The sequence below is a fragment of the Geomobilimonas luticola genome (assembly GCF_018476905.1).
Lineage (GTDB): Bacteria > Desulfobacterota > Desulfuromonadia > Geobacterales > Geobacteraceae > Geomobilimonas > Geomobilimonas luticola.
The window spans coordinates 136,100-162,750 of the sequence record NZ_JAHCVK010000006.1 but is presented as its reverse complement, the minus strand read 5'-3'; the positions used below and the strand labels follow the sequence as shown (position 1 = coordinate 162,750).

Here is a 26,651-nt window from a genome sequence, read left to right as displayed (position 1 = left end):
TTACCTGATGGTGACCATGAACCTTCGTCCTGCCATAATTCTGCTCGGGTTTTCCCTGTTGACCCTGCCCATCGGCACTGCCGCCCGTGGGGCCAATGTCCCGACTGCGCCGGGCGTGAAGATACAGGCGGATACCCTGAGCTATGACGTGCCGAGCGACACCTACGAGGCAACGGGCAACGTGGAGCTTCACTGGGACGGGGCAACTCTTTTTGCCGACAAGGCATCGCTCCGGCAGGCCACGGGGGATGCGGACGCCACGGGGAGGGTGCGGCTCCTCAAAGACGGCGACACCCTGACGAGCGAAAGGCTTTCCCTTAACATTGAAAGCCAGCAGGGGGAGGCGGAGAATGCCGAGCTGTTCTACAAGCAGAAGAATTTTCACATGCAGAGCCGGCGGCTGGCAAAAACCGGTCTGGGTGATTACCGCCTGGAGCAGGGGACATTCACCACCTGCGACGGCCCCTCCCCTGGCTGGAAGTTCACCGCCAGCAAGATGGACGTGACCCTGGACGAGTATGGGACGGCACGTAACGTACTGTTCTATGTCAAGGGGATTCCCCTGTTTTATACCCCCTACCTTGTCTTTCCCGTGCTGCGCGAGCGCCAGTCGGGCTTTCTTTTCCCCCACATCGGCAGTTCGGACAAGAAGGGATTCACCTTCGGCATTCCCTACTACTGGGCCATGTCCCCCAGCCAGGATATGACCGTGCTCCTGGATGTGCAGTCAAAGCGGGGGGTCGGGCTCGGGCTCGATTACCGCTATCTGGGCAATGGCGGGAGCCATGGCAATCTGGCCAGTTACGGCATCTATGACACCCAGGAGCGGCGTGAGCGGGGCGAGATCAAGCTCGTGCAGTCGCAGGCGATCACCTCTGCATTGACCTTCAGGTCGGACCTGGACCTTACCTCGGACCGTGCTTTTCTGAGCGATTACGGCGAGACGACGGGGGTGTACAACCGCCAGTTTCTCGATTCGTCCGCTTCGGTCAGTTGGCACCGGCAGGCCTATCTGGCCAACGTCGAGGGACGGTATGCGGATAACCTGAACGCGCCCAACAACCGGGCCACTCTCCAGCGGTTGCCCGTGGTCAGTTTCAGCGTGATCCCGCAACGTATGGGGGAGCTGCCGCTCCACGCAGCGCTGGACAGCCAGTTCACCAACTTCCATCGCAACGATGGGAGCCGGGGCGGCCGGTTTGTCCTCAATCCCTCTCTCTCCTATTATCGGATGCTCCCCGCAGGATTGGAACTTGCAGCCCAGGGGGGGTACCAGCTTCGCGTCTACAGCGCCAGCGAAGCGGGCAGTGCCAACGGTACGTCCGGGGTGGGTCTCGGCTGGGCAAATGCCTCCCTCGCGTCACCTCTGGAGCGGGTGTACGACATCAATGCCGGCGACCTCAAGCGACTCCGGCACACCCTGGTGCCGGCACTGGCTTACACTTTCACCCAGGAGAGGAACCAGGAAAACCTGCCGTTGTTCGATTACGACGACCGGCCGCTGGGACAGCAGCTTCTGGGATGGTCCCTGACCAGCTACCTCACCGGCCGTTACGGGACGGCCGGTGGCGCGGACTACCGTGAGCTTCTCTTTCTCCGGCTCAGCCAGGGGTACCAGCTCTCGGGAAACCGCCGCGACCTGTTGAACCTGGTGGGCGACGACCGGGACCGGGTGACCGACCTGCGGCTTGAGATGCGTGCCAACCCCGACAAGCGTCTCTCCCTCTCCCTGGACAGTCGTTACAATCCCAACCTTGGCAAGATTTCCACCGTCAGTTCCGGCTTTGACCTAACGGATGGTGGGGGGAACTCTGTCGGTGCCAGCTACTTCCGTGCCCGCGAGAGGCTGGGGTACCTTGAGGGGCGATTGGGGCTCACCCTTGTCAAACCGTTTGTTTTCAATTACACTCCACGATACTCCTTTGACAAGGGGGCGTTCCTGGAATCCCTCTATGTCCTGGTGTACCGCCAGCAGTGCTGGAGCCTGGATTTCAGCTACCGGGACCGGCCGGGCAACCGGGAGTTCCTGGTCAGCTTCACCTTGTCGGGTCTTGGATCGTTTGGGAAGATCAAGCCGTTTTGAGCAACGGCACCACGCAGAGCATTTCTCCCCCGTGGAGCACGAGGAGTGACATATGACGGAGAGTTTCAACCCCCGCGCCGTTCTGGTTACCGGTGGCGCCGGTTTCATCGGCTCGAACTTCATCAATTATTTCCTGCCGGCGAACCCCGGTTGCCGGGTGATAAACCTGGACCTCCTCACCTATGCGGGAAATCTGGAGAACCTGATAGGTGTGGAAAACGACCCCCGGTACCATTTTGTGAAGGGTGACGTCTGTGATGCACGGCTGGTGGCACAACTCCTGGCCGAAGAAAAGATCGAGGCGGTGCTTCATTTTGCCGCCGAATCCCATGTGGACCGTTCCATCTCGGGGCCGGAGGTCTTCGTCCGGACCAACGTCCTCGGCACCCAGGTGCTCCTGGAGGAGAGCCGCAAGCATTGGTCGTCGGAAAGTGTCTCCCAGTTCCGCTTCCTTCAGGTCTCCACCGACGAAGTGTACGGCAGCCTCGGCTCAACCGGCTACTTTACGGAGGAGACCCCGCTTGCCGCAAATTCCCCCTATTCGGCCAGCAAGGCGGGCGCGGACCTGCTGGTACGGGCCTACCACGAGACCTACGGATTTCCAACCCTCAATACCCGCTGCTCCAATAACTACGGCCCCTACCACTTTCCGGAAAAGCTGATTCCCCTGATGATTCACAACATCATTGCGAAGCAGCCACTGCCGGTCTACGGCGACGGTCTCAACGTGCGGGACTGGCTCCACGTCAGGGACCATTCGGCGGCCATCGAGACGGTGCTCAAGGAGGGGCGTCTGGGTGGCGTGTACAATATCGGGGGGAACAACGAGTGGAAGAACATCGACATCGTCAACCTTGTCTGTGACCTGCTCGACGAGCGGCTCGGGCGGTCCCCGGGAGAGAGTCGCAGGCTGATCACGTTTGTCAAGGACCGCCCCGGGCACGACCGGCGCTACGCCATCGACGCCTCGAAGATCAAGCAGGAACTGGGATGGAGCCCTTCCTACACGTTCGAGCGCGGAATTGCCGAGACCATCGACTGGTACCTTGCCAACCAGAAATGGGTGGCGGAGGTTACGTCGGGTGCCTACCGGGATTACTACGATAACCAGTACGGGAACAGATAACAAACCGGTCAATGCGGGATCTTGCCCGCGATGGGTTTGCATGGAGGAATGAAGGGATGATTCTTGTTGTCGGGGCGAAGGGGATGCTGGGGCAGGACCTCCTGCGGGTGTTGCCGGGGGATGTGCGGGGGGTGGACATCGACGAAATCGATATTACCTCCGGCGAATCGGTGCGCAAGGTCCTCCTGACCCTCAAGCCGACAGCGGTGGTGAACGCCGCCGCCTATACGGACGTTGATGGCTGCGAGGCGAAGCGGGACCTGGCAATGGCGGTCAATGGCACAGGGGTGGGGAACCTTGCCGAGGTGAGCCGGCAGATCGGTGCCTGCCTGGTGCAGGTAAGCACGGACTACGTGTTCGACGGCAGCAAGAACGCCCCCTGGGTCGAGGGCGACCCGACCGGCCCCCTCAGCGTGTACGGCAAGTCGAAGCTGGCGGGCGAAGAGAATGCCCGCACCAATCCATCCCACCTGGTGGTGCGCACCCAGTGGCTCTACGGACTGCACGGCAGGAATTTCGTCGAGACCATGCTGCGCCTGGCCGAAGATAAGGATGAACTGGCGGTGGTGGACGACCAGGTCGGTTCTCCAACCTGGACCATGGACCTCAGTCTTGCCATCCGCTCCCTTCTGGAGAAGGGGTGTCGCGGTACGTATCATGCGGCCAATGCCGGTTCCTGTTCCTGGAACGAATTTGCCCGTGCGATCTTCGCAGATGCAGGGTTGACGATTAAGGTGAATGCCATGTCTACGGCTGAGCTCGGCCGGCCGGCTCCGCGGCCGCTCTACTCGGTCCTCGACTGCGGCAAATTGACGCGGGATACCGGATTCAAGCCCCCGTCGTGGCGGTCGGCGCTCCGGCAGTACCTGCACGAGCGGGGTGGGAAGCAGTAACGTCTGTGCTGCATGTACGCACAAAAAGGAGTCCGATGATGGAGTTGGAGCGTGGCGAACGCCCCTGGGGAACCTACACGGTCCTGGAGGAGAACAAGAGCTACAAGATCAAGCGGATCGAAGTCCTTCCCGGCCAGCGGCTGTCGCTGCAGATGCACCACCACCGCAGCGAGCACTGGATAGTGGTTTCCGGCACCGCCAGGGTAACCTGCGATGACCGGGAGTTCATCGTCAACGTCAATGAATCGACGTTTATCCCCGTGGGGAAATCCCACCGGCTGGAAAACCCGGGACTCATCACGCTCGTCATCATAGAGGTGCAGAGTGGCGAGTACCTTGGCGAGGACGATATCGTCCGCTACCAGGACGATTACCAGAGGGCAACTGCGGAGCCGGAACCGTGACGACTGTCGCGGACGTTTCGTTTCCGCTTCTTCTGTGCACCCCCCATTATCTCCGTACCGAGCACCAATGAGGAGGTTTGCCCCATGTATATCGTGATCCTTGCCGGCGGGTCCGGTACCCGTTTCTGGCCGCTGTCGCGGCAGCATTCCCCCAAGCAGCTCATGTCGGTGCTTGGCGGGAAATCCATGCTGCAGCGGACCGTGGAGCGGGTACTGCCGCTGAAGCCGAAGCGGCTCCTGGTCGTGACCAATGCCCTCCAGTCCCGGGAGACGGCCCGGCAACTGGAAGAGTACCAGCAGGCTGCCCGCATCGACATCGTGGCCGAACCGGTAGGGCGCAACACCGCACCGGCCATAGGCCTGGCGGCGACCATCATCGCCGGTCACGATCCGGCAGGCCTGATGGTTGTTTTGCCGGCCGATCACTACATAGCCGATGAAGAGGGGTTTCGCGATTCGTTGCGTACGGCCAGGGAAGCGGCCCTGAACGGGTATCTGGTAACGCTCGGCATCACCCCCACTCGCCCGGAGACCGGCTATGGCTACATCGAAGCCGATGCGGAACTGCGGGGGAACGGCCCGTATCCGGTGCGCCGCTTCGTTGAAAAACCATCGCTGGACAAGGCCCTGACATTCCTGGCGGCGGGGAATTTCTACTGGAACAGCGGCATGTTCGTCTGGAGGGCCGATGTCATCCTCGACCAGATACTTGCCCACATGCCGACACTTGCCGCTCGCCTCGCCGAGTTGACGTTCACTGCCGACGTCTGGGCTCCGGAAGACCTCAAGCCCCAGATTGCAAGGCTTTACCAGGAAGTTGCCCCTGAGTCCATCGATTTCGGCGTAATGGAGAAGGCGGATAACGTGATGGTCATTCCGACCAATTTCGGCTGGAGCGATGTGGGGAGCTGGAACGCCCTGCCGGAGGTGATTCCCGGGGATGATGACGGGAATCTGGCTATCAACACCCGACAGCTGGTGACGATCGATGCAACCGGCTGCCTGGTTTACGGCAGCGACAAGGTGGCGGCCCTGATCGGCGTGCGCGACCTGGTGGTGGTGGACTGTCCCGACGCACTGCTGGTCTGCCCCAAGGAAAGGGCGCAGGATGTGAAGAAAATTGTCGAGGAACTGGAGCGGCAGGGACGGAAAGAGTATCTCTAGCCGTAATGGGTGCTGGTTTTTTACTCGGGGCTGCCTTTCGGCGGCCCTTCGAGGTTGATGGACTATGAACGGCTGGACCGGCACAATCCTGAAGGTCGATCTGACGAGCGGCCGCCTCTGGCGCGAAACCCTGCCCGCCGAATTCCTCCATGCCTATCTGGGGGGGCGCGGTCTCGGGGTGAGGCTCATGCGCGGCTTCCACACCCTCGACCCCTTTGCACCGGAGATGCCCCTCATCTTCGCCGCCGGTCCCCTCTGTGGCACCACTGCACCCACCACCGACCGGCTGGCGGTGGTTTCCCGCTCACCCCTCACGGGGACGATCTGCGACTGTTCCTCCGGCGGCCGCTTCCCCCGGCAGATGAAGAGCGCCGGTTTCGATGCCCTGTTCCTATCCGGAGCCAGTCCCCGCCCGGTGGTTCTCCGTATCAATGGTGACACGGCCGAGCTGGTGCCGGCTGACGCGCTGTGGGGGAAAACGGTTCCAGAAACCATCGCCACCCTGGCCGACGCCGGCAGCGTCGCCGCCATCGGTCCGGCGGGGGAGAACGGCGTCCTCTTCGCCAACATCATGGTCGGGGAGGGAAACGGGGGGGGGCGGGGGGGGCTCGGCGCGGTCATGGGGCACAAGCGTCTCAAGGCGGTCGTGGTGGACGGCGCCCGGTCCGTGACCACCATTGCCGACCGGCAACGGTTCCAACTCGCATGCCAGGATGTGCTGCGCCTGTTCCGTGCTTCGCCGATCATCTTCGGCGAGCTGGGGATTGCCGAGTACGGGACGCCGGCCCTGGTGGACCTGGTTAACCAGCGCCGCATGGTTCCCACGGAGAACTTCCGCCGGACGTACTTCCCCGAATCCCGCAACTATTCGGGGCCGGCCATCCGCCGGGAATACGGGGCTCAAAAAGGGGGATGCTCCGGTTGCCCGATCCAGTGTCTGAAGCTGACACCCCGGGGCGAGTACCTGCCGGAGTACGAGGCGCTCTCCCATTTCGGCGCGCTGAATGGCATTTCGAACCTTGCCGCTATTGTGCGTGCCAACACCGTTTGCAACGAGCTCGGTCTCGATCCCGTCTCCGCCGGTGCGACTCTCTCCGCCTGGGGAGAGGGGCGGGGCCGGTTCCCGGCGGCGGATGAACTGCCGGGGCTCCTGGCCGACATCGGCCACCGGCGGGGGGATGGGGCACTGCTCGCCCTCGGCTCACGCCGGGTCGCTGAACAACTGGGGAACCCCGGCCTTTCCATGAGCGTCAAGTCCCTGGAGCTTCCCGCCTACGACCCCCGTGGCGCCTACGGCATGGCGCTGGCCTACTGCACCAGCAACCGGGGGGGGTGTCATCTGCGTGCCTACCCCCTGTCCCACGAGATCCTCCGCAAGCCGGTGGCCACCGACCGTTTCTCCTTCTCCGGCAAGGGACGCATCATCAAGATTGCAGAGGACACCAACGCCGCGGTGGATTCGCTGATGGCCTGCACGTTCTCCTTCCTCGGTGCGACACTGGAGGAGTATGCCGAACTTCTCTCCGCCGCCACCGGCATCGAGTATTCCCCCCAGTCCCTGGGGGAGACCGGCGAACGGATATATCTCACGGAACGTTTCTACAACTGTGCCAACGGTTTTTCCGTGGCCGACGACCTGCTCCCCGAACGGTTCTATGTCGAACCCGGCTCCGGCGGCGACGGCATTGAGGTGCCGGCCATCGACCGTGCCCGTTTCGACGAGGAATTGCAGAAATATTACCGGATACGCGGCCTCACGCCGGCGGGGACCTTTGCCGACCCGCGCTTCCTGGAGAAATTGCCCTGATGGCGTCGACGTTGTGGCGGGATGTCCGGCGTTAATCAACAGGTTCAACATGTTTATTCCAACATACCGGAAATGCGTATGTATCAGTGACGGTTGCGGTAATGTGCCAGGCGGGATGCCTTGGCAAGATAATATGGTTATGTATAGGTAAGTATGTACGATCAGATTGCCAAATATACCCGCAAGCTGGTTGCTGACCGGTCGGCTTTGCATGGCTGGATAGCCTTTGCTGCTCAGGACGACCACCTGCTAACCGCTGGAGAACCTTACCTGGCACAACTGGCGGGAGACGTGCTCGGTCGGCTCGACGCCCTCGGCCTGGTGGCCGCACGTCCGTCTCTCCCTTTTGCCGACTTCATCGTGCGGCGCACTTCCGACCAATCGCTCATCATTCCCCGCGATACCGAAACCCGTACCTTTCTCCACGATATCCCCTTTGTCCGCAGTGACGAATTCGCGGCCGGCGGCCCGGAACTCCTGGCCCGGTTGCTGGGGAACCGTAAAGGGGTGATCGTGGAAGGAGTGGGGATCGTCGCCGTCGGTGCGGTTACGGTGGAGCAGGCCTATATAAACTATTCTTCCGTGTTTCATGCCGTGTTCGTCAAATATCTCCAGGACCTGCTCACCGGCGGTTTTCTGCTTCCCGGCGAGCGGGAGGCCCTGGAAGGGTTCCGGAGCGACTGGCTCAGGCCGCTTACCGCCGATGGCCTGGTGTTTCGCCCTGGGCCGCTGACCGAGCCCGCGCTCATCCTTTCCGAGGTGACAACGGTGGGGCGCTATACCGTGGAACGCGGCTTGGTGGACTCCTTCTTCGGCAACATCTCCTGCCGCGGCGATGACATGATCTACATCTCCCAGACCGCGGCCAGTCTCGACGAACTTGACGGCTGTATCGACCCGGTTCCTTTTGCTGCCACCTCAACGACCGGCATTACCGCGTCCAGCGAACTGGCGGCGCACCGCCGCATTTACGAAACCAGCGACGCCCGGGTCATCCTCCACGGACACCCGAAGTTTTCCGTGGTAATGAGCATGCAGTGCGAACGGGAAGGGTGCGAGATCACGGACTGCTGGCGTGACTGCCCCCACGTGCGCATCCTCGGTGGCACGCCGGTGGTGGCGGGGGAGATCGGGGCAGGGGGGCTGGCAAAGCGGGTGCCGCCGGTTATCGGTGAGTCCGGCCGTGCCCTCGTCTACGGTCACGGGGTATTCACCACCGGTCGCCAGGACTTTGCCGAGGCTTTCCGGTTAATGGTCGAGGTGGAAAACTGGTGCCGCCATGAATACTTCCGGCGTCTCGCCGAACGGTGAGGAGAAAGGATGCTTCTGTTTTTTCGCGTCGCGCAATGCATTGGCGGTGAAATAATATTGGTCCAGGCAAATGAAGGTAAAATAATTTTTTTACTATTTATCCCATAGTTATAACTTGTAAAGCTTTGTTAATTGTGGTAGCTTGCAAGCAATTTCAATGGGTAACAGATACGAGGGCTGGTTATTTGGCTTTGTGCAGGGTAATCAGGAGCAGTGATCGGCACCTGCCACTACGTGAATGAATACCGTAGGTAAGCTTCGACGTATCGTGCTGGTCAATGGAGTGAGGTGAGCATGACTCTTGCGCAGCAATTTCCCCGCCTTATTCATCCTGCGTTTACGGACCATGACCAGGGCGAAGGAAAGAGTGTCGGCAAAAAGCTCCTGATCAACAAACTCAATTTCATAAATTTCCAGGATGGCACTCTCCAGTTAGTCTTCAAGCACACGCGGTACGACCGCACCGTATCCCTCGCCGCAAAACCCCAACCCTGCACCGGCAGCACTCTCGACTGCACGTGGGCCGACGTGGAAGTCGCCCATCGTCAGTTGCAAGCCTACGAGTTTCAACATCTCCTTATTTCCGATGAACGAAAACTCTTTGTCGTAAAGCCGGAAGTGGCTGCAATCACTGAAACGGGAATCCGTTTCCTGTTGCCGGAAACCTGCCAGGAAATCAGTTCCCGCAAGGCCTGCCGGCATCAGTGCGAAGGGATTGAAGCACAGTTTATCCAGAGCAGCGCCCTGTTCCGGGGGACGCTCGTGGATTTCAGCGCTCTCTCTCTCCGGGTAGAAGTGGCAGTTTCCCCCCCCCAGACCTACCAGTGGATCAATGCCCACTCTCCGGTAAATCTCATCCTTTCGGTTGCGGGGGAGACATTGTACTCCGGAGAATGCAGGATTCTCAAGCAGACTCTCGACCAGCAAAGCAGGACCTATGTGCTTGAACCGCTCAACCAGCAGATCAGCAGATTCAAGGCCAAGGAGTTCCGGAGTGCCCGGCAGGTACTGGTCCCTTCCCCCAACGTCGTGTTACGGCATCCTTTCATCGGTAAGAAATTCGACCTGAAAATCATCGACCTGTCCGGCTCGGGCTTTTCCGTGGAGGAGGATGAGGAGAATTCCGTCCTGCTGCCGGGAATGATCATCCCCGACCTTTCGCTCAACTTCGCCGGCAGCTTCAGTTTTTCATGCAAGGCCCAGGTCGTGTATCGAACGAGGTGCAACGGCAAAGGGGATACCCCCCGGATAAAGACCGGTTTTGCCATCCTCGACATGGACATGCACGACCACGTTCGCATGCTGGCGCTTCTGCACCAGGCAAAGGACAAGTCATCCTACATCTGCAACACCGTGGACATGGATGCGCTCTGGAACTTCTTCTTTGAGACGGGATTCATCTACCCCCAGAAATACGCCTTCATCCAGGCCAACAAGGAACAGTTGAAGGCTACCTACGAAAAACTCTACACCCAGCATCCGAATATCGCCCGGCACTTTATCTACCAGGAAAACGGCAAGATTTACGGGCATTTCTCCACCCTCCGTTTTTATGAGAATACCTGGATCAACCACCATCACGCCGCCAGCCGATCGAGTTTCAACCGGGCGGGGCTGGTGGTGCTGAGTCAGTTGTCGCGCTATATCAATGACGCGAGCAACCTCTACTCTGCCCACATGAACTACATTGCCGGTTATTTCCGTCCCGACAACAAGTTTCCGCGTAAGTTCTTCGGCGGGTGTGCGGCGGCGATCGATGATCCCCGGAAATGCTCCATCGACAGCTTCGCCTATTTCCATTACCAGCGGACCTACGACACGGAATGGGATATTTCCGGACCGTGGGCGCTGGGCAGAACCCAGCCGGAGGACCTGCTTGAGCTGGAGGCCTTTTACGCCCACCGTTCCGGGGGTCTCATGCTCCACGCCATGGACCTCGAACCCGCCATGCTCGACTGCGGTGATCTCGACGAGGAGTATCGTCAGCTGGGGTTCAAAAGGGAGCGCCATCTCTTTTCCGTCACCAGGGACGGAATCCTCAAGGCCATTATCATGGTTGTCATTTCGGATGTGGGGCTCAACCTGTCCGACCTGACCAACTGCATAAAAATTTTTGTGGTGGATGAGGCGGATTTCCCCCGTGAGATGCTTCAGCTGATGCTGTCGTGCCTTACCCTCAAATTCAACAAGGATGACGTTCCGGTGCTTGTCTACCCGGTGACCTATGCGGATGCCAACAACATCTCCTACGACAAGATATACAACATGTGGGTATTGAATTTGCTCTATACCGACGACTACCTGAAGTTCATGGAACATCTCCTGCAGACGAACAAGTTCGGTATTTAGCCGGAACTGCATCAGTCAACGGACTCTTATATGCCTAAACCCTTGTACAACAGCCGGATTGTGGATACCTACATCAAGCTGATAAAGCGGCGGTACAGCTACATCAATATCGGGGACCTGCTGGGGTTTGCCGGCATGAAACCTTACGAGGTGGCGGACCAGGGGCACTGGTTCACCCAGGAACAGATAAACCTCTTCCACGAGCGGCTCAAAAAACTGACCGGCAATACGGATATTGCACGGGAAGCCGGCAGATTCGCTGCATCTCCCGAAGCCATCGGCGTCATGCGACAGTACGTCCTGGGATTGGTCGGTCCCGCCAAGGCCTACGATATGGTAGGCAGTGCATCGACCAAGTTCACCCGGTCATCTCGCTATGAATCCCGCAAAATAGCCGACAACAGGATAGAGGTGACGGTCACTCCCAACGAGGGGGTAACGGAAGAGCCGTTCCAGTGTGCCAACCGGACCGGTTTCTTCGAAGCCGTGTCCATGATCTTCAATTATGAACTTCCCCGCATAGACCACCCGGAATGTATATTTGCGGGGGGGAAGGTCTGCCGCTACACCATATCCTGGCAAAAAAATCTCTCGTCGGTATGGCGCAGGGTGAGAAACGCCACGGCCTTGCTGGCGGTCGTTGCGGTTTTCGCCTCCCTGTTTGTCAATAAATGGTTTGCCGTCGGCACCGTTTTGCCGGTGGCCATCGTTGTCGTGCTCCTGCTGACGCTTGTTGCGGAGCATCTGGAAAAGAAGGAGATGAAGACGAGCCTGGACAATCTCTGGAACTCGAGCGACCAGCTGCTCGACCAGATCAACATGAACTACAACAATGCGCTCATGGCCAACGAGATCGGACAGGCCATCAGCAGGCAGACCAACGTCGACGACATTCTGACGAATGTGGTGCAGATTCTGGAAAAGCGGCTCGATTATGACCGGGGTCTGATCCTGCTGACGAACCGGGAGAAGGACCGGCTGGTGTTCCGGGCCGGGTTCGGCTACAGCGACGAGCAGCTCGGTCTTCTGAAGAAAACCGCCTTCCACCTGAACCGGCCTGAGTCGAAAGGGGCGTTCGTGGTGGCGTTGCGGGAGCAGCGGCCGCTCCTCATCAACGATGTGAACGAAATCGAGGGGGACCTTTCCCCCCGCAGTCTCGCCTTCGTCAACAAGCTCGGCGCCCAGTCGTTCATCTGCTGTCCCATCGTCTGTGAAGATGAAGGGCTCGGTGTCCTTGCCGTTGACCACCTCAAGTCAAAACGGCCTCTCCTGCAGAGCGACATGAGCCTCCTGATGGGTATTGCACCGGTGATCGGCATCAGCATCCGCAACGCCGACCTGATCGATGCCCGGGGTCGACAGTTCCGGTCGATCCTGAAGGTCATGGCGGCCAGCATCGACGCCCGCGATCCCCTTACGGCAGGTCATTCCGAAAAAGTGACCGAGTATGCGCTCGGCATCTGCTCGGAACTGGGGCTTTCCGGCGAGCACCGGGAGCTGATCCGGGTGGCGGCGCTGCTCCATGATTACGGCAAGATCGGCGTTCCCGACGCCATCCTCAAGAAGAACGGCATGCTGACCGATGACGAGTACGAGATCGTCAAGACCCACTCGTACAAAACCAGGGAGATCCTGGAACAGATCAGTTTCGAGGGAGTGTTCAGCAAGGTGCCGGAAATAGCCGGTTCCCACCATGAAAAGATCGACGGGAGCGGCTACCCGCAGGGGCTCAGGGGGAAGGAAATCCCCCTGGGGGCCAGGATAATCGCCGTAGCGGACTTCTTCGAGGCGATTACCGCCAAGCGCCACTACCGCGACCCCATGACCATCGAGGAGGCTTTCCGGTTGCTGCGGGAAGAGGGGGGGAGGCATTTCGACCGTCGCCTGGTTGAGGCGCTGATCAGCTATTACAACAAATCATATGGCGACAATTCCCCCCACGCGGTATCGTGGAGCTGATCAGGCGGGCTTTCTCCCCCGGCAGGAGATGATGGGGGAGTAAGTGAATCTGCGCGGATCGTGGAAGAATTCCCGGAACTCCGCCAGGAACTCGTCGTAGCCGTTTTCGTAGCCACTGAACTGGTAGCCGATCTTCTGCGGAGCGACTTCCACCTTTTTCAGCCAGTTGAACGCATCGCTGTCCCTGAGGTCGCCGTAGATCACGTGATGGCCGGCGACCTTGACATCGATATCCTCGAAGCCCAGGTCATAGAGGTAGGAGTAGAGCTTCCGCCCCGCGTAGGGGTCGAAATTGGCCTTATCCTCCAGGCCGCTCATTATTTCCCGGATGGTGCGTTCCATGCGGGGAGAGAGCCCATAGTGGCTCAGGCAGTTGTGGTCCAGGTCGGTCAGGCAGAGGATGCCGCCGGGCTTGACGAGCCGGGAGATGTTGGCTACCATCTCGCAGCTGCCGGTGCGGTAGTACTCCAGGAGAAAGCGGACCCAGACGAAGTCGAACGTTCCGAGGTGATCGAGAGAACCCTGTGCATCGCCACAGGCGTACTCCAGGCCGGCCCGGCCGTAATTGGCCTGGGCAAAGGAGATCCGCTGGGGCGCGATGTCGACTCCCAGGGCGGACCCTCCCGGCTGAACAAGCTCGAACAATTTGGACGTGGTTTTTCCCGAGCCGCAACCGATATCGGCGACCCGCATGCCCGGTTGAATGCCGGCCCAGAGGGCCTGTCTCCCGGTAACTTCGTTATCGGTCTTCAGGTCGAGACGAATGACTTCGTCGGCGCTCTCCATCAGGTATTCTTTTTCCGACATCCACCGTTCCTTGTGTACGAGATCTGATTCGCTGCACCTGCCGCCCGCAGGCCGACACTATATACCATCTGCCACGCAATATGGCAACGATTAATGACCTCGACCGACGTACTGTCAGCGGTCCGGGGACAAACTGGCGACAAGCCGCTACCTGGGGGGAGATGCCTATGCTGCATTCTGTGGTGCCGTGCTGGAAGAGGTCCTTGACTGCCCTGCTGCTCGTCATGATTATGTGTCCGACGCCGGTTGTCCTCGGGTCGGGTTTTGCCCTGTTCACCCAGGGGGCTTCGGCCCTGGGGCAGGGGAATGCCGTCGTCGCCCACACCAGTGACGCGTCGGCGGTTTTCTACAATCCGGCCCTGATCAACGGCCTTCCCGGCACCCAGGTTGTCGTGGGTACCGTCCTCATGTCTCCCTCCCGCACCTACACGAGCGCCCAGACGGGAGCCTCATCCGAGACCGACAAGCAGCTCTTCTATCCCAGCACCTTCTATGTCACCCACGCGGTTAACGATACCTTCAGTGCCGGCCTCGGGGTTTTCAGCCCCTTCGGCCTGGGGACGAAGTGGGGAGAGACCTGGGACGGGAGATACCTGAGCACCAACTCGGAGCTGCACACCTTCAATATCAATCCGGTGGTTTCCTGCAAGGTGCTCCCCATGCTTACGCTCGCCGCGGGGGTCGATGTCATCCTGCTCGATGCAACTCTGGAGAAAAAGAGAAGCCTGGTTGCGGTGGGGCTTCCCGATGCCGGCCAGAAGTTCGAAGGGGACGGTAATGGCGTCGGCTACAACGTCGGCCTTCTCCTCGAACTTCCCGAAGGGGTCTCCTTCGGCGCCTCCTACCGGAGCGAAGTCAAGGTGAAGGTCGAGGGGGACGCCAGTTTCACCCTCCCCGCCGGTTCCCCTTCATCGGTCGTCGCGCTCCTGCAGAACAGCTCGGGGAAAGCCGCCCTGACCCTTCCCCAGCAGGTGCAGGCGGGGATTGCCTACAAGGGGCTTGCCCCCCTAACCCTGGAAGCGGGGATGCGCTGGGAAGGGTGGTCCTCCTTCGACCAGCTGAAAATTGACTTGGCGAACGGAAGGTCCGATGTGACGCCGAGAAACTGGAAGGATGTATTTTCCTTCAACGTGGGGGCGAGGTACCAGCTGAATCCTGCCGTTGCCCTGATGGCCGGCTATCTCCATGGGGATACACCGGTCCCTGACGCCACCTTCGACCCGTCCATTCCCGATTCGGTTACCGATGTCTACAGCCTAGGGACGGAGGTCTCTTACCGTAAGTTCAAATTCGCCCTCAGTTATGCCTACCAGGTGATGCATGACCGGGCCAAGGTCAACTCCCTCGGTGCACCCGCAGGGGCCGCCAATGGCGTCTACGGCTCCGAAACACACATGGTGGGGCTGAGTGCGGGGTATGCCTTCTGATATGAGGCTACGGGATGAACGGTGAATGAAAAAGCCCCGGCAGTTAAGCCGGGGCTTTTTTTTGTCAGTGTCTTATGGGTGTGAATAGATTCGGTCACGGCCTAACCGCTTGAGTGTTTGCTGTGGAGCGAAGTGGTAACAGCTTCTTGCCTGGTTGGACCATCACGTTTTACTTCTGCGGCGGCAGCAGAATGAGCGGCAGTTGCTCGCTCATGCCAAGTTGACTGCTGATTGAAGGGCTGCTGGCCCGAGCGGCGTCCGGTGATTCGAAGCTGCCAATGGAGACGATGAACCAGTACAGCCCGTCCTTGTCAACTACCGGAATGACTGACGAGGGTAGCCCTAACGTGAGGACTCGGCTGCGCAACGCCTCCGCTCCCTCCGCATTGGAGAACTTGCCGGCCTGGAGCGCGTATATCCCATTTTCAGGGAGGGGCGTTGGCAGCTGCAGTTGCTCCAGCGCAACCCATTCATACTGTCCCTGCGAGACGGGCGGATTCGCCTCTCCATCCCCGCCGCCGCAGGCGGTCATCGTGAAAGCAATAATCAAGGTGGCTACAGTATATCTGAATGCTCGTTTTATCGAACATACCCGAAAATTCATGAAACCAGACATAGTTCCTCTTTAAAATGGTGTCATTTTCTTTCGTCCAACGGTTGTGAGGGTGTGCGGTTGCAACCGCATCGCCCGATGGTTGGCCCCTTCTGTATTCCTGCATCTCTGCATTAAACTGGCGGTGGAGCCGCGAATTGTTTACTGGTCTGGAACAGGGGGCCGATTAAGAACATTGATCACGTCCGTAGCGATGAAAATTCGGTCCCGTTTGCGTTCAGTATGTGATGCGACTACCCCGTTATCTCGCATGATGTTCAAAGCGGCATTTGCCGTCGGGAATGAGGTATTGAACGCCTCCTGGATTGAGCGGACCGTGACAACCGGGTGAGCGATGAGGTATTCAGGGAGTCGGTGGGGCAGGGCGTCGCTCCGGACGTTGCTGGTGCGAATGAGCATCTTCCACTGATCGAGAAGGGCGGTCAAACGTTCCGCTGTTTGTATTGTCTCCCGTGCGGCCATCTGCACACCCTCGGCGAGGAACCGGACCCAGGGCACCCATTCTCCACGCAACTGCACCGCGCCCAGAGTGTCGTAATATTCCTGCTGGTTCTCTTTGAGGAACCCGGCCAGGTAAACCGGCGGATAGCCTTCGGCGAACAGCATGAGTGGTAAAAGGAGCCTACCTACGCGGCCATTGCCGTCGATGAAAGGGTGGATCGTCTCGAACTGTGCGTGGACTATAGCCATGCGGATGACGATAGATATCTCCGTTTGATCTTCCTCTGACGGAGCATAGCGCAGCAACTCCTCCAGGTCTGTAATGCAATCTCCAAGATATTCATGGGGCGGCGGGACAAATTTCGCATCGTAGATGTTTCTATGGCCGCCGATCCAGTTCTGCCGTTGCCGGAACTCGCCGGGCGTGTCCTTGTAGTCGGTCCCCTCCATAAGGTGACGGTGGAGCATCTTAATCAGTGTGCGGTCCAAGGCGGCGGACCCTCTGATGGCCACCTGCTCTAGGCCGTATTGCAATGCCTTGACGTAGTTGAGTGTTACCACAACGTCCCGTGGGAGTCCGTCGTCGCTTCCGGTCGCCTCATACTCGAGAACCTGATCGACGTCCGAGGACGTTCCCTCAATCTGGCTGCTACGGACGGCTTCCCTACGGTCGAGCGTCCTTGTGGCAAGGTTCGGGTTGGGAAGACGGGAAGTGGCGGCCTGCACTGCTCCAAGCGCCTCGTGCGCCTTGACGACAACGCCGAAAACTTCCTTCAGTCCGAGTGTGCGCGGGGCAGGAGGGGGTACTAGCGCGGAAGCACCCGGATACTCTTTCAGGGGAACAAGCAGCTTTTGCCGGTCGGGGCTCAAATCTGAAGTTTTCATGGACACAATCCTTTAATAACTCTCAACGCTATTAAAATATATTCCGATTAACTTTAATAAGCAAGCATGTTGTTAAAGGATCGGCTTCAGAATGGACAAGGCGGGAGGTCTTGTTGAGCCAGGCTGGGGATGGGCTTCTGTGACCAAGCATGATTTGTCGTGGTTTTTTCGAGCGCAGCAGCAGAACGAAGTGAAGACTGCTGCCGCGCTTTGTTAGTTATGTATGCGCCTCCAAAAGCATCTTAAATGAGGGATAAAAGGTCGTTATTGGGTTGTCAACTGAATCGGGATCATCCACGGATGAGACCGTATGCCACTCGCCAATGTTTAGCCTCTGGCTCCCAACGCCCCCCAAGAGCCTTCAGTTTCTCCCTCAGGCTTCTTTCCGCATACGACAACCAGAAGCCTTTTGCTTGTCGAGGATTCCACTCCGAAATTCGTGCCGGCATGTGAACAAAAAGAATCTTCCAATTAACGGTGCACTATAATACCGCTATAAGCCAATGTCAAAAGGGATTGCGTGCTTCTTCCGAAGGCGCAAAAAAGCCCCGATCGTTTCCGACCGGGGCTTCGTGTTTGTCCGGGACTGAGGTGCGGTGCCGCTTATTTCCCTTTGCCGGTGAGTTTTACCAGCGCTTCCATGTACTTCTCGCCGGTCTTCCGCACGATCTCCTCGGGGAGGGGGGGGGCAGGGGCGGTCTTGTTCCAGTCCAGGGTCTCCAGGTAGTCGCGGAGGAACTGCTTGTCGAAGGAGGGCTGGGGACCGCCCGGCTTGTAGCTGTCCTTGGGCCAGAAGCGGCTGGAATCGGGGGTCATGCACTCGTCGATGATGATCAGCTCGCCGTTGTAGATGCCGTACTCGAACTTGGTGTCGGCGATGATGATCCCCTTGGCATCGGCGATGTCCCGCGCCTTGGAGTAGATCTTGAGCGTCACGTCCCGCACCTTTTCGGCGATGTCCCGGCCGCACATCTCCGCCATCTGCTCGAAGGAGATGTTCTCGTCGTGGGTGCCGAGCTCGGCCTTGGTGGAAGGGGTGAAGATCGGCTCGGGGAGCTTGTCCGACTCCACGAGACCGGCCGGGAGCTTGATGCCGCAGATCGCGCCGGTTGCCTTGTAATCCTTCCAGCCGGAACCGGAGATGTAGCCGCGGACGATACATTCGGCTGCCAGCGGCTTGGCCTTCTTCACCAGCATGGAGCGCCCTTCCAGGTCCGCCGCGTACTTCTGGCAGACGGCGGGGAAATCCTTGACGTCGGTGGAGATGATGTGGTTCGGGATGATATCCTCCATCTGGCGGAACCAGAAGGTGGATATCTGGGTTAGGACGTAGCCTTTATCCGGAATCCCCTCGTTCATGATGACGTCGAAGGCGGAGATACGGTCGGTGGTGACGATGAGGAGGGTTTCCCCCAGATCGTATATGTCGCGCACCTTGCCGCGCGCGGCCAGCTTAAGGTCGGGGAAATCGGTAGTCAAAACGAGCTTCGACATGTATGTATCCTCCTTGGGGTAAATCTGCCACGGGAGCCAGGGGGCAGATGGATAACGGCATCAGTCCGCAATAAGGGGCTGGTTGATCTCGATCTTGGCCTTTGTCTTCAACTCCTTCAGCCAGTTGTCCAGGGCTTCCTGCTGCTTTTTGGGAAGGAGGGTCTGCTTGAGCTGCTCCTTCGATTTCTGGAATTCGGCAGTGTCCGCCTCCTGGCGGTTTTTGAGCTTCACCGCGTACCAGCGGTCGCCCACCTGGAACGGTGTCTTGGCGGCCGGCTGGCCCTTGTCGAGGGCGAAGGCCGCTTCCATGATCTCCGGTGACTTGCCGATCTTCGGCACGTCGCCCGTGGCGGCGTACCCGAAGCTGCCGGTCTCTCCCACTTTCAGTGCAGAGCCATCCTTCGCCAGGGCGGCAAGGGCTTCCTCAGCCTTTTTCTTTGCCAGTTCCTTGGCCTTGTCGGTGACGGCGCGGCTTTCCACCCGTTCCCGTATCTGGGCAAGGGGGGGCACCGCTGCCGGCTTGCGTTCCTTGATCTTGAAGATGTAAACACCCTTGGCGGTTTCTACCGGTCCGCCCAGCTCCCCCTCCTTGAGGGTAAAGGCGCGCTTGAGCAATTCCGTCTCGCTGGCGAGAACCGCGGCCGGCGCGGCTGCGGTGAAGAGCGGGGTTTCCGCAACCTTGACACCGAGGGAAGCTGCCGCAGCCGCGAGGTCGGCCCCCTTCAGATGCTTGTTGGCGGCATCCGCCGCCATCTCATAGGCCTGTTTCGCTCCCTTGGCCTTGAGGGCGTCGGTTTTCACCCGTTCTTTCACCTCAGCAAACGGGAGGATGCCGCCTTTCCCCTGGTAACGATCGATATTTTTCTGATAGTAGGTCTGAATCTCTTCGTCGGTGACGGCGACTTTTGACGTTACCTTCGCCGGGTCCAGCAGCGCATAGGAGATGCTGATCTGTTCCGGGGCCTTGAACTCCTGCTGGTGGCTCTGAAGATAGGCGGTAAGCTCCTGCTCGCTCAGTTTGATCTCGTTCCGCACGTCGGCCGGGGCGTAGGAGACGAACTGGAGATCCACCTTGTCACGTTGCTTCTTGAACGCCTTAAGTGCTTCATCGTCACTCACCTGGGCGTTGTCCCGTATTTTCTGGCGGGCCTTCTTGACCAGCAAATCTTCTTTCTGGGAGGCCTCGAAGTCGTTGGGGGTGATGCGGCTTGCCTTGAGCAGCTGCTGGTACTGCTGGAAGTCGAAGGTGCCGTTCTTCTGGAATTCCGGCATGGCGGCGATAGCGCTGGCCACCTCCTCCTTGGAAACCTTGATTCCCATCCGGCCGGCCTCTTTCCGGACCAGGAGGGCATCTACCAGGTTGTCGAGGGCCATCTTCTTGACCCCCATCTGCTTTTCCATTTCCGGCGTGAGGGAACGACCGTAAACCTGTTCGTAGACATTCTTGATGCGGTAGTAGGATTTCTGGAAATCCTCCAGCGATATCCGCGTGCCGTCGACCTTGGCCGCATAGCCGAGCTTGCCGCCGGGGGTGCTGTCCCCACGGCCCCAGACGAGGAAGATGGTGCCGACGAAGGAGAGGACAATGATGCCGAAGACGATCTTGATGACTATGGACTGCTTGTACTTTCGCATGATGCCGAGCATTGAGGGGAGACTCCTTTTATGGGGGGAAGTGGCGTGAAGGCGTTCGGATAATGGTCTTGCATACTAATATAAACGTTGTGCAAAAGCAACCCTTGTTGCGAGCAAATGTCACCCGGCTCGGTTTCATCTGATTCCCCTCCTGATCGCGCCCAGGCAGGCAACTCACCGGCTTTGGCCTCGATAATACCGGGGGAGGCAGTGAATAACTGCCTGATTGCATTATCACTTGCAACCGGTGGGTGATTTTGTTACTATTCACCACTTTGCAATATCATGCGGCCCAAGGCCGCGAGAGGAGTGACGTTTCATGCTGAAAATCTTCGATTATGTGTTCGGGATGTTTTCCAACGACCTTGCCATAGATCTCGGGACCGCCAATACCTTGGTATACCTGAAAGGTAAGGGGATCGTGGTCCGGGAGCCGTCGGTCGTGGCGGTGCAGAAGACCCATTCGGGGCAGCAGCGGGTGCTGGCTGTCGGCATGGAAGCGAAGAAAATGCTGGGGCGTACCCCCGGAAGCATTACCGCCATCCGCCCCATGAAGGACGGGGTCATCGCCGATTTCGACATCACCGAAGAGATGCTCCGCTATTTCATTCACAAGGTCCACAACCGCAAGACCCTGGTGCGACCACGCATTGTCATCTGCGTCCCCTCGGGGATCACCCAGGTCGAAAAGCGGGCGGTCAAGGAATCGGCTGAATCGGCGGGCGCCCGCGAGGTCTACCTGATCGAGGAGCCGATGGCGGCGGCGATCGGCGCGGGCCTTCCCATCACCGAGGCCTCCGGCAACATGATCGTCGACATCGGTGGCGGGACCACCGAGGTGGCGGTCATCTCCCTTGCCGGCATCGTCTATACCAAGTCGGTGCGGGTCGGCGGCGACAAGATGGACGAGGCGATCGTCCAGTACATCAAGCGCAAGTACAATCTCCTCATTGGCGACCGGATGGCGGAGATCATCAAGATTGAGATCGGCGAGGCCTTTGCGGGGGACGAGGTGAAGACCATGGAGGTCAAGGGACGCGACCTCGTATCCGGTATCCCCAAGACCCAGGAGATCAACTCGGACGAAATCCGGGACGCACTCTCCGAGCCGGTCAATGCCATTGTCGATGCGGTTCGTATCTGTCTGGAGCGCACCCCCCCCGAGCTGGCAGCCGACATCGTCGACAAGGGGATCGTGCTGGCCGGAGGAGGGGCACTGCTCCGTAATCTCGACGTGCTTCTGCGTGAAGAAACCGGCCTGCCGGTGGTGACCGCCGAGGATCCCCTTTCCTGTGTCGTGCTCGGCTCCGGCAAGGTGCTCGACGAACTCAATCTGCTCCGTAGCGTGGCGGTCAGTTCATAACAACAGGATGAGATAGGTGCAGGGGCAGGTATTTCCTGCCCCGCATCGTCTCTCGATTTCACGGTAACCCGCCTGCTCAGCAAGACATTTCATCTTTCCATCCCCCCACCATGGACCGTGACCGGAAACCAGAGCGTGCAGTGAACCCGCATTCCATCGATATCATAGTGCCGGTGTGGAACCGTCCGGTAGAAACCCGCAACTGCCTCGTCACCCTCATGGAGCATGCGTCCATAGCCCGCCTCGTCCTCGTGGATAATGGCAGTGACCGGGAGACGGAACGGCTCCTCCAGGAGTTTGCGGAGATACTCGATGACCGGGCGCTCCTGCTCCGCAACGACGTCAACCAGGGGTATGTCCGGGCCGTCAACCGGGGGCTTGCCCGGGCCGAGGCGGACATTTCGATAATCGTCAGGAATACGTCCCGTGTCACTGCCGGCTGGCTGGAACCGCTCACCGCTTTTGCCGCGAGCAACCCCGATGCCGGCATCGTTGTGCCGGGTCTTATCCTGGACAAGGGGGGGCGAGGCGGTGCAGACCGCCAGGGGGTTGCGAAACCGCACGAGCTGAGTCATGGCAACCTGGCCGCCATGCTCGTGAAGAAGGAGCTCTTCGGGCGGATCGGCGGCCTGTCGGAGGAGATGGACGGCGACGTCTGGTGCCTCAAGGATTATTCACGGCGGGCGCTTGCGGCCGGTTTCCTGACCTGGACCGTTCCCGCCAGCAATGTCTTCTGCAGTGAAGAGGTTCAGTTCGGTTCGGAAGTACGGCGTGCCGAGACGCTGCGCCGGAGCGAGGCGCTGTACCGGGAGCGGTGGGGGGAAGAGCCCGTGTACTGCATCCACTTTCCCCAGGGGGCCGACCTCAACGTGGTGGAGCAGAAGTTCCCCGTCATCCTCGCCGGGGCGCGTCAGGGGTGCCGGTTCCATCTGCTGGTTCGCCATCAGCTCTACCGTGCCATGCAGCAGGGGGAATTTGTCCATCGCCACGGCAACATTCAGGTGCACTGTCTTCCCCGGATCATGCCGGAAAGGAGCGCCGTGAAGACTGTGGAAGCGCTCGCCGCCGCACATGCCGGCCTGACGACCGTAACCGGCATCGACGGGCTTCCTTTCCCCGGCTCCATAACTACCACGAGCTTCGCCGAACTGGCACGCCGGGTGAACGGTGAAGCTGTCGGGCGGTATGGCGCTGACAAAGGGGCTGCTATTTGCGCCGAATCGTGATAAATTGCCGAAGAAGAGGTGTTTCCCATGACAGGTGAAATCAAGGCACAGCTCCAGTCCCACCGGGAGGTGATGGAGCTCGTCGAATCCCGGCTTGCAGAACGTCTGGAGGCCGCCGTAGAACTGGTGGCGACCGCCCTCTCGGAAGGGAATAAGCTGCTCGTCATGGGGAACGGTGGCTCTGCCGGCGATGCCCAACACCTGGCGGCCGAGATAGTCGGTCGCTTCAAGCTGGAGCGGCGCGGCCTGCCGGCCATTGCCCTGACTACCGATACCTCCATCCTGACCGCCATCGGCAACGACTACGGCTTCGAACAGGTGTTCCGGCGCCAGGTCGAGGCGTTGGCGGCACCGGGGGACGTGGTTGTCGGCATCTCCACGAGCGGCAATTCACCCAATGTGCTGGCGGCCCTGAGCCTGGCCCGGGAGATGGGGTGCCGGACGGTCGGCTTTCTCGGCCGCGACGGGGGAACCATCGGGCCGATGGTCGACCTGGATCTCACCGTGCCGAGCCAGGATACCCCCCGCATCCAGGAAGGGCACATCACCATGATCCATATCCTCTGCGACCTGGTTGAGCGCAGAATGTTCGGTGATTTAGCCACGAATTCCTGAAAGCAGGAAGATTCTACTTTTATCGAGATAGATGCCATGAAATACCGACCGATCGATTTGAGCGGGGTGAAGACCTATCCCCTGGGTGAACGGCAGAACAAGGTCACCGTCGCCGAGCATTTCGCCCGGCCGGTTTCCGCCGGCATGGGGGTGGCTGACCTCCTGGCGGCGCTTCCCGACCAGCTCGGCTCCCGGGATCTGCTGCGGGTCATCGACGTCGTGGTTGCGGCACGGACCAAGGGGAAGCCGGTGGTCATGGCCATGGGTGCCCATGTTCTTAAATGCGGTCTGCAGCCGGTTCTCAAAAGCCTCATCGAAGCAGACGTGATTACCGCCGTTGCCCTGAACGGTGCCGGCGCCGTCCATGACTACGAACTCTCCCTCATCGGGGCCACCAGCGAGGATGTGGGAGCCGTTCTCCACTGCGGCACCTTCGGCATGGCGGAGGAAACCGGCCGCGACATCAACCGTGCCGTCAGGGAAGGGGTGGCGGCCGGCCTCGGCTTTGGGGAGTCGGTGGGGCGTTTCATCATTGCCCGCCAGAATCCCTGTCGCGAGTACAGCCTCCTTGCCACCTGCGTCGAGCGGGAGATCCCGGTAACGGTGCATGTGGCGCTCGGGACCGACATCATCCACCAGCATCCGACCGCCGACGGGGCGGTCATCGGCCAGGCGAGCTATACCGATTTCCGCATCCTGGCATCGGTGGTGGCGGAACTGGGGGACGGCGGGGTCTATCTCAACGTGGGGAGCGCGGTCCTGTTGCCCGAGGTCTTTCTCAAGGCGCTTTCCATCGCCCAGAACCTGGGACATCACGTGGATCATTTCACCACCGCCAACTTCGACATGCAGCAGCACTACCGGCCGCTGCAGAACGTGGTCAAGCGCCCGACCTCCGGACAGAGCAGGGGGTATACCATTACGGGGCACCACGAGATCATGCTGCCGCTCCTGGCGGCGGGGATACTGGACAGGCTGAGGTAAAGGTAAAGGGTCAATGGAACGCAAGGAAATAGAATCGCTTTTTGCCCGGGCGCGGGAGATCAGGGCCCTGGTCGTCGGCGACCTGATGCTCGACGAGTACCTCTGGGGGAGGGCCGAGCGCATATCTCCGGAGGCGCCGGTCCAGGTGGTGGATATCACCCGTGAGGACATGCGGCTCGGCGGGGCGGGGAACGTCATCAACAACCTGGTTGCCCTCGGCTGCCGGGTGGGGGTCTGCAGCGTCATCGGCGGCGACGACAACGGCACCATCCTGCGCCATGCCTTCAGCGGCAAAGGGGTCGATGTGAGCGGCCTGTTCGAGGACCTGGAGCGGACCACGAGCAAAAAGACCCGGGTGCTCGCCGCCAACCAGCAGATCGTCCGGATCGACCGGGAATCCCGGGAACCCCTCGGCGCCGAGTTTGAATCGTGCGTCCTCGCCCATCTCCAGGCCAATGTGAAAAACTACGATGTCGTGCTTGTCTCCGACTACCTCAAGGGGGTCCTGACCCACCGCGTGCTGGCGAATCTCATCGAATGCGGCCGACGGGCGGGGGTGCCGGTGGTGGTGGACCCCAAGGGGAACGATTACGCCAAGTACCGGGGGGCTACCATCCTCACCCCCAACCGGAAGGAGGCCGAGATCGCCTCCCGCACCCCCATCCATGACGATGAGAGCCTGATCGGGGCCGGAACCGCCCTGCTGCGCGACCTGGCGCTGGACGGCCTGCTCGTCACCCGGAGCGAGCAGGGGATGTCCCTCTTCCTCAAGGATGGCGGCATCGACCATATACCGACCGTTGCCCGGGAGGTCTTTGACGTCACCGGCGCCGGTGATACGGTCCTGGCGGTGCTGGGTCTGGCACTGGCCTGCCGTCTCGGTTTCGGCGAGGCATCCCGTCTGGCCAACGTTGCCGCAGGGATAGCCGTTGGCAAGGTGGGAACATCCACCGTCTCCCCCGCTGAGATCATCAACGAAGTCAGCCACGGCCACCGGGACAGCGACACCAAGATCAAGAACCTGGACGTGCTGGCCGGCATCATCGACGAGGAGAAGCGAAAGGGGAGGCGGGTCGTCTTCACCAACGGCTGTTTCGATCTCCTCCATGCCGGACATGTGAAGTACCTGCAGAAGGCGCGAGCCCTCGGCGACCTGCTGATCCTGGGGCTGAACAGCGATGCGTCGGTCCGCCGCCTCAAGGGGGAGCGCCGCCCCCTGATCGGCGAAGGGGAGCGTGCCCACATCCTGGCCGCCCTCGACTGTATCGATTACGTGGTGATCTTCGATGAGGACACCCCCCTGCGCCTCATCGAAACCCTCAAACCGCTCGTGCTGGTCAAGGGGGGGGATTACACCCCCGAAGGGGTCGTGGGGAAGGATGTGGTCGAGTCCTACGGCGGCAGGGTGGAACTGGTAGAGTTCGTGGACGGGAAGTCGACGACGAATATCATCGAAAAAATACTCCAGACATATGGAGAGTCCTGAGTGAGGAGTGAGCGGGCGGTCTTCCTCGACCGGGACGGGACCATCAACGTGGAGAAGGAGTACCTGCACCGCCCCGAGGAGTTCGAGTTCATTCCCGGGGTGCCGGAGGCGATCCGGCTTCTCCGTACGGCCGGTTTCCGGGTGATCGTGGTCACCAACCAGTCGGGGGTGGCCCGCGGCTATTATGATGAGCAGGCGGTTGAGGCGCTGCACCGGCATCTGGACGGGGAGCTGGCCCGCTACGACACCGGCGTGGACGCCTACTACTTCTGCCCCCATCATCCCGTGGAGGGGATTGGACCGTACCGCACGGTGTGCGACTGCCGCAAACCCCTGCCGGGGATGCTCGTCCAGGCAGCCCGCGATTTCGGGCTCGATCTCGGGCGCTCCTACATCGTCGGCGACAAGCTTGCCGACGTGGAAGCTGGACTGGCTGCCGGCTGCCGCCCCGTCCTGGTCAGGACCGGTTATGGAGAAAGGGCGTCGGAAAAGGTTCCGGAAGAGGTGCCGGTTTGCGATGACCTCCTGGCGGCGGCGGAAGCGATCGTCGCGGCGCGTGTTTGATGGCGCAGAAGCATT

The 26,651-nt window shown here is 60.0% G+C and carries 21 protein-coding genes; 16 read left to right on the top strand and 5 right to left on the bottom strand.

What is annotated here, in order from left to right; translation table 11 throughout:
• The first annotated feature begins 16 nt into the window (after positions 1-16).
• The 9 genes from KI810_RS13180 (at position 17) to KI810_RS13140 (ending at position 13,096) form a co-directional block, all read left to right on the top strand.
• A complete protein-coding gene (locus KI810_RS13180; protein WP_214176022.1) occupies positions 17-2,083 on the top strand; it encodes an LPS-assembly protein LptD in 2,067 nt (688 codons plus the stop codon).
• Positions 2,084-2,135: 52 nt separating this feature from the next.
• Complete coding sequence (rfbB, locus tag KI810_RS13175) at positions 2,136-3,209, top strand: dTDP-glucose 4,6-dehydratase (protein ID WP_214176021.1); 1,074 nt, start codon at positions 2,136-2,138, stop codon at positions 3,207-3,209.
• A 56-nt stretch (positions 3,210-3,265) separates the two neighbouring features.
• On the top strand, positions 3,266-4,102 hold the full coding sequence (gene rfbD / locus KI810_RS13170) for a dTDP-4-dehydrorhamnose reductase (protein ID WP_214176020.1): 837 nt from the start codon (positions 3,266-3,268) through the stop codon (positions 4,100-4,102).
• Between the two features lie 38 nt (positions 4,103-4,140).
• Positions 4,141-4,506: a phosphomannose isomerase type II C-terminal cupin domain gene (locus KI810_RS13165; RefSeq protein ID WP_214176037.1), complete on the top strand. Its 366-nt coding sequence runs from the start codon at positions 4,141-4,143 to the stop codon at positions 4,504-4,506.
• A gap of 84 nt (positions 4,507-4,590) precedes the next feature.
• Positions 4,591-5,670, top strand: coding sequence for a mannose-1-phosphate guanylyltransferase (locus KI810_RS13160; RefSeq protein WP_214176019.1), 1,080 nt, complete (start codon positions 4,591-4,593; stop codon positions 5,668-5,670).
• Between the two features lie 64 nt (positions 5,671-5,734).
• Positions 5,735-7,477 (top strand): aldehyde ferredoxin oxidoreductase family protein, encoded by a 1,743-nt coding sequence (locus KI810_RS13155; protein ID WP_214176018.1) that lies wholly within the window; start codon positions 5,735-5,737, stop codon positions 7,475-7,477.
• A gap of 153 nt (positions 7,478-7,630) precedes the next feature.
• Positions 7,631-8,788: a class II aldolase/adducin family protein gene (locus KI810_RS13150; protein WP_214176017.1), complete on the top strand. Its 1,158-nt coding sequence runs from the start codon at positions 7,631-7,633 to the stop codon at positions 8,786-8,788.
• A 294-nt stretch (positions 8,789-9,082) separates the two neighbouring features.
• On the top strand, positions 9,083-11,137 hold the full coding sequence (locus KI810_RS13145; protein ID WP_214176016.1) for a PilZ domain-containing protein: 2,055 nt from the start codon (positions 9,083-9,085) through the stop codon (positions 11,135-11,137).
• A gap of 30 nt (positions 11,138-11,167) precedes the next feature.
• Positions 11,168-13,096: an HD domain-containing phosphohydrolase gene (locus tag KI810_RS13140; protein ID WP_214176015.1), complete on the top strand. Its 1,929-nt coding sequence runs from the start codon at positions 11,168-11,170 to the stop codon at positions 13,094-13,096.
• Here the strand turns inward: KI810_RS13140 and KI810_RS13135 are convergent, their stop codons facing one another.
• Positions 13,097-13,903: a class I SAM-dependent methyltransferase gene (locus KI810_RS13135; RefSeq protein ID WP_214176014.1), complete on the bottom strand. Its 807-nt coding sequence runs from the start codon at positions 13,901-13,903 to the stop codon at positions 13,097-13,099.
• Between the two features lie 203 nt (positions 13,904-14,106).
• On the opposite strand from KI810_RS13135, the gene KI810_RS13130 reads away from it, so the two are divergent.
• Entirely contained in the window at positions 14,107-15,330 is a 1,224-nt protein-coding gene (locus KI810_RS13130; RefSeq protein ID WP_214176013.1) for an OmpP1/FadL family transporter, read from the top strand.
• 169 nt (positions 15,331-15,499) lie between these two features.
• Here the strand turns inward: KI810_RS13130 and KI810_RS13125 are convergent, their stop codons facing one another.
• The 4 genes from KI810_RS13125 to KI810_RS13110 all read right to left on the bottom strand — a co-directional run bounded on the left by KI810_RS13125 (position 15,500) and on the right by KI810_RS13110 (position 20,410).
• Complete coding sequence (locus tag KI810_RS13125; RefSeq protein WP_214176012.1) at positions 15,500-15,946, bottom strand: SPOR domain-containing protein; 447 nt, start codon at positions 15,944-15,946, stop codon at positions 15,500-15,502.
• A gap of 138 nt (positions 15,947-16,084) precedes the next feature.
• Complete coding sequence (locus tag KI810_RS13120) at positions 16,085-17,269, bottom strand: Fic family protein (protein ID WP_214176011.1); 1,185 nt, start codon at positions 17,267-17,269, stop codon at positions 16,085-16,087.
• A 603-nt stretch (positions 17,270-17,872) separates the two neighbouring features.
• Positions 17,873-18,763, bottom strand: coding sequence for a phosphoribosylaminoimidazolesuccinocarboxamide synthase (locus KI810_RS13115; protein ID WP_214176010.1), 891 nt, complete (start codon positions 18,761-18,763; stop codon positions 17,873-17,875).
• 60 nt (positions 18,764-18,823) lie between these two features.
• Positions 18,824-20,410, bottom strand: coding sequence for a SurA N-terminal domain-containing protein (locus KI810_RS13110; protein ID WP_214176009.1), 1,587 nt, complete (start codon positions 20,408-20,410; stop codon positions 18,824-18,826).
• Between the two features lie 307 nt (positions 20,411-20,717).
• Between KI810_RS13110 and KI810_RS13105 the strand changes: the two genes are divergently transcribed.
• The 6 genes from KI810_RS13105 (at position 20,718) to gmhB (ending at position 26,636) form a co-directional block, all read left to right on the top strand.
• Positions 20,718-21,761, top strand: coding sequence for a rod shape-determining protein (locus KI810_RS13105; RefSeq protein ID WP_214176008.1), 1,044 nt, complete (start codon positions 20,718-20,720; stop codon positions 21,759-21,761).
• A gap of 140 nt (positions 21,762-21,901) precedes the next feature.
• A complete protein-coding gene (locus tag KI810_RS13100; protein WP_214176007.1) occupies positions 21,902-22,987 on the top strand; it encodes a glycosyltransferase family 2 protein in 1,086 nt (361 codons plus the stop codon).
• A gap of 27 nt (positions 22,988-23,014) precedes the next feature.
• Positions 23,015-23,602, top strand: a complete 588-nt coding sequence (gmhA, locus tag KI810_RS13095) for a D-sedoheptulose 7-phosphate isomerase (RefSeq protein ID WP_214176006.1) — start codon at positions 23,015-23,017, stop codon at positions 23,600-23,602.
• Positions 23,603-23,638: 36 nt separating this feature from the next.
• Positions 23,639-24,586 (top strand): GSU2086 family protein, encoded by a 948-nt coding sequence (locus KI810_RS13090; RefSeq protein ID WP_214176005.1) that lies wholly within the window; start codon positions 23,639-23,641, stop codon positions 24,584-24,586.
• Between the two features lie 13 nt (positions 24,587-24,599).
• Positions 24,600-26,072, top strand: a complete 1,473-nt coding sequence (hldE, locus tag KI810_RS13085; RefSeq protein ID WP_214176004.1) for a bifunctional D-glycero-beta-D-manno-heptose-7-phosphate kinase/D-glycero-beta-D-manno-heptose 1-phosphate adenylyltransferase HldE — start codon at positions 24,600-24,602, stop codon at positions 26,070-26,072.
• Positions 26,073-26,636, top strand: coding sequence for a D-glycero-beta-D-manno-heptose 1,7-bisphosphate 7-phosphatase (gene gmhB, locus KI810_RS13080; protein WP_214176003.1), 564 nt, complete (start codon positions 26,073-26,075; stop codon positions 26,634-26,636).
• Positions 26,637-26,651 lie beyond the last annotated feature (15 nt).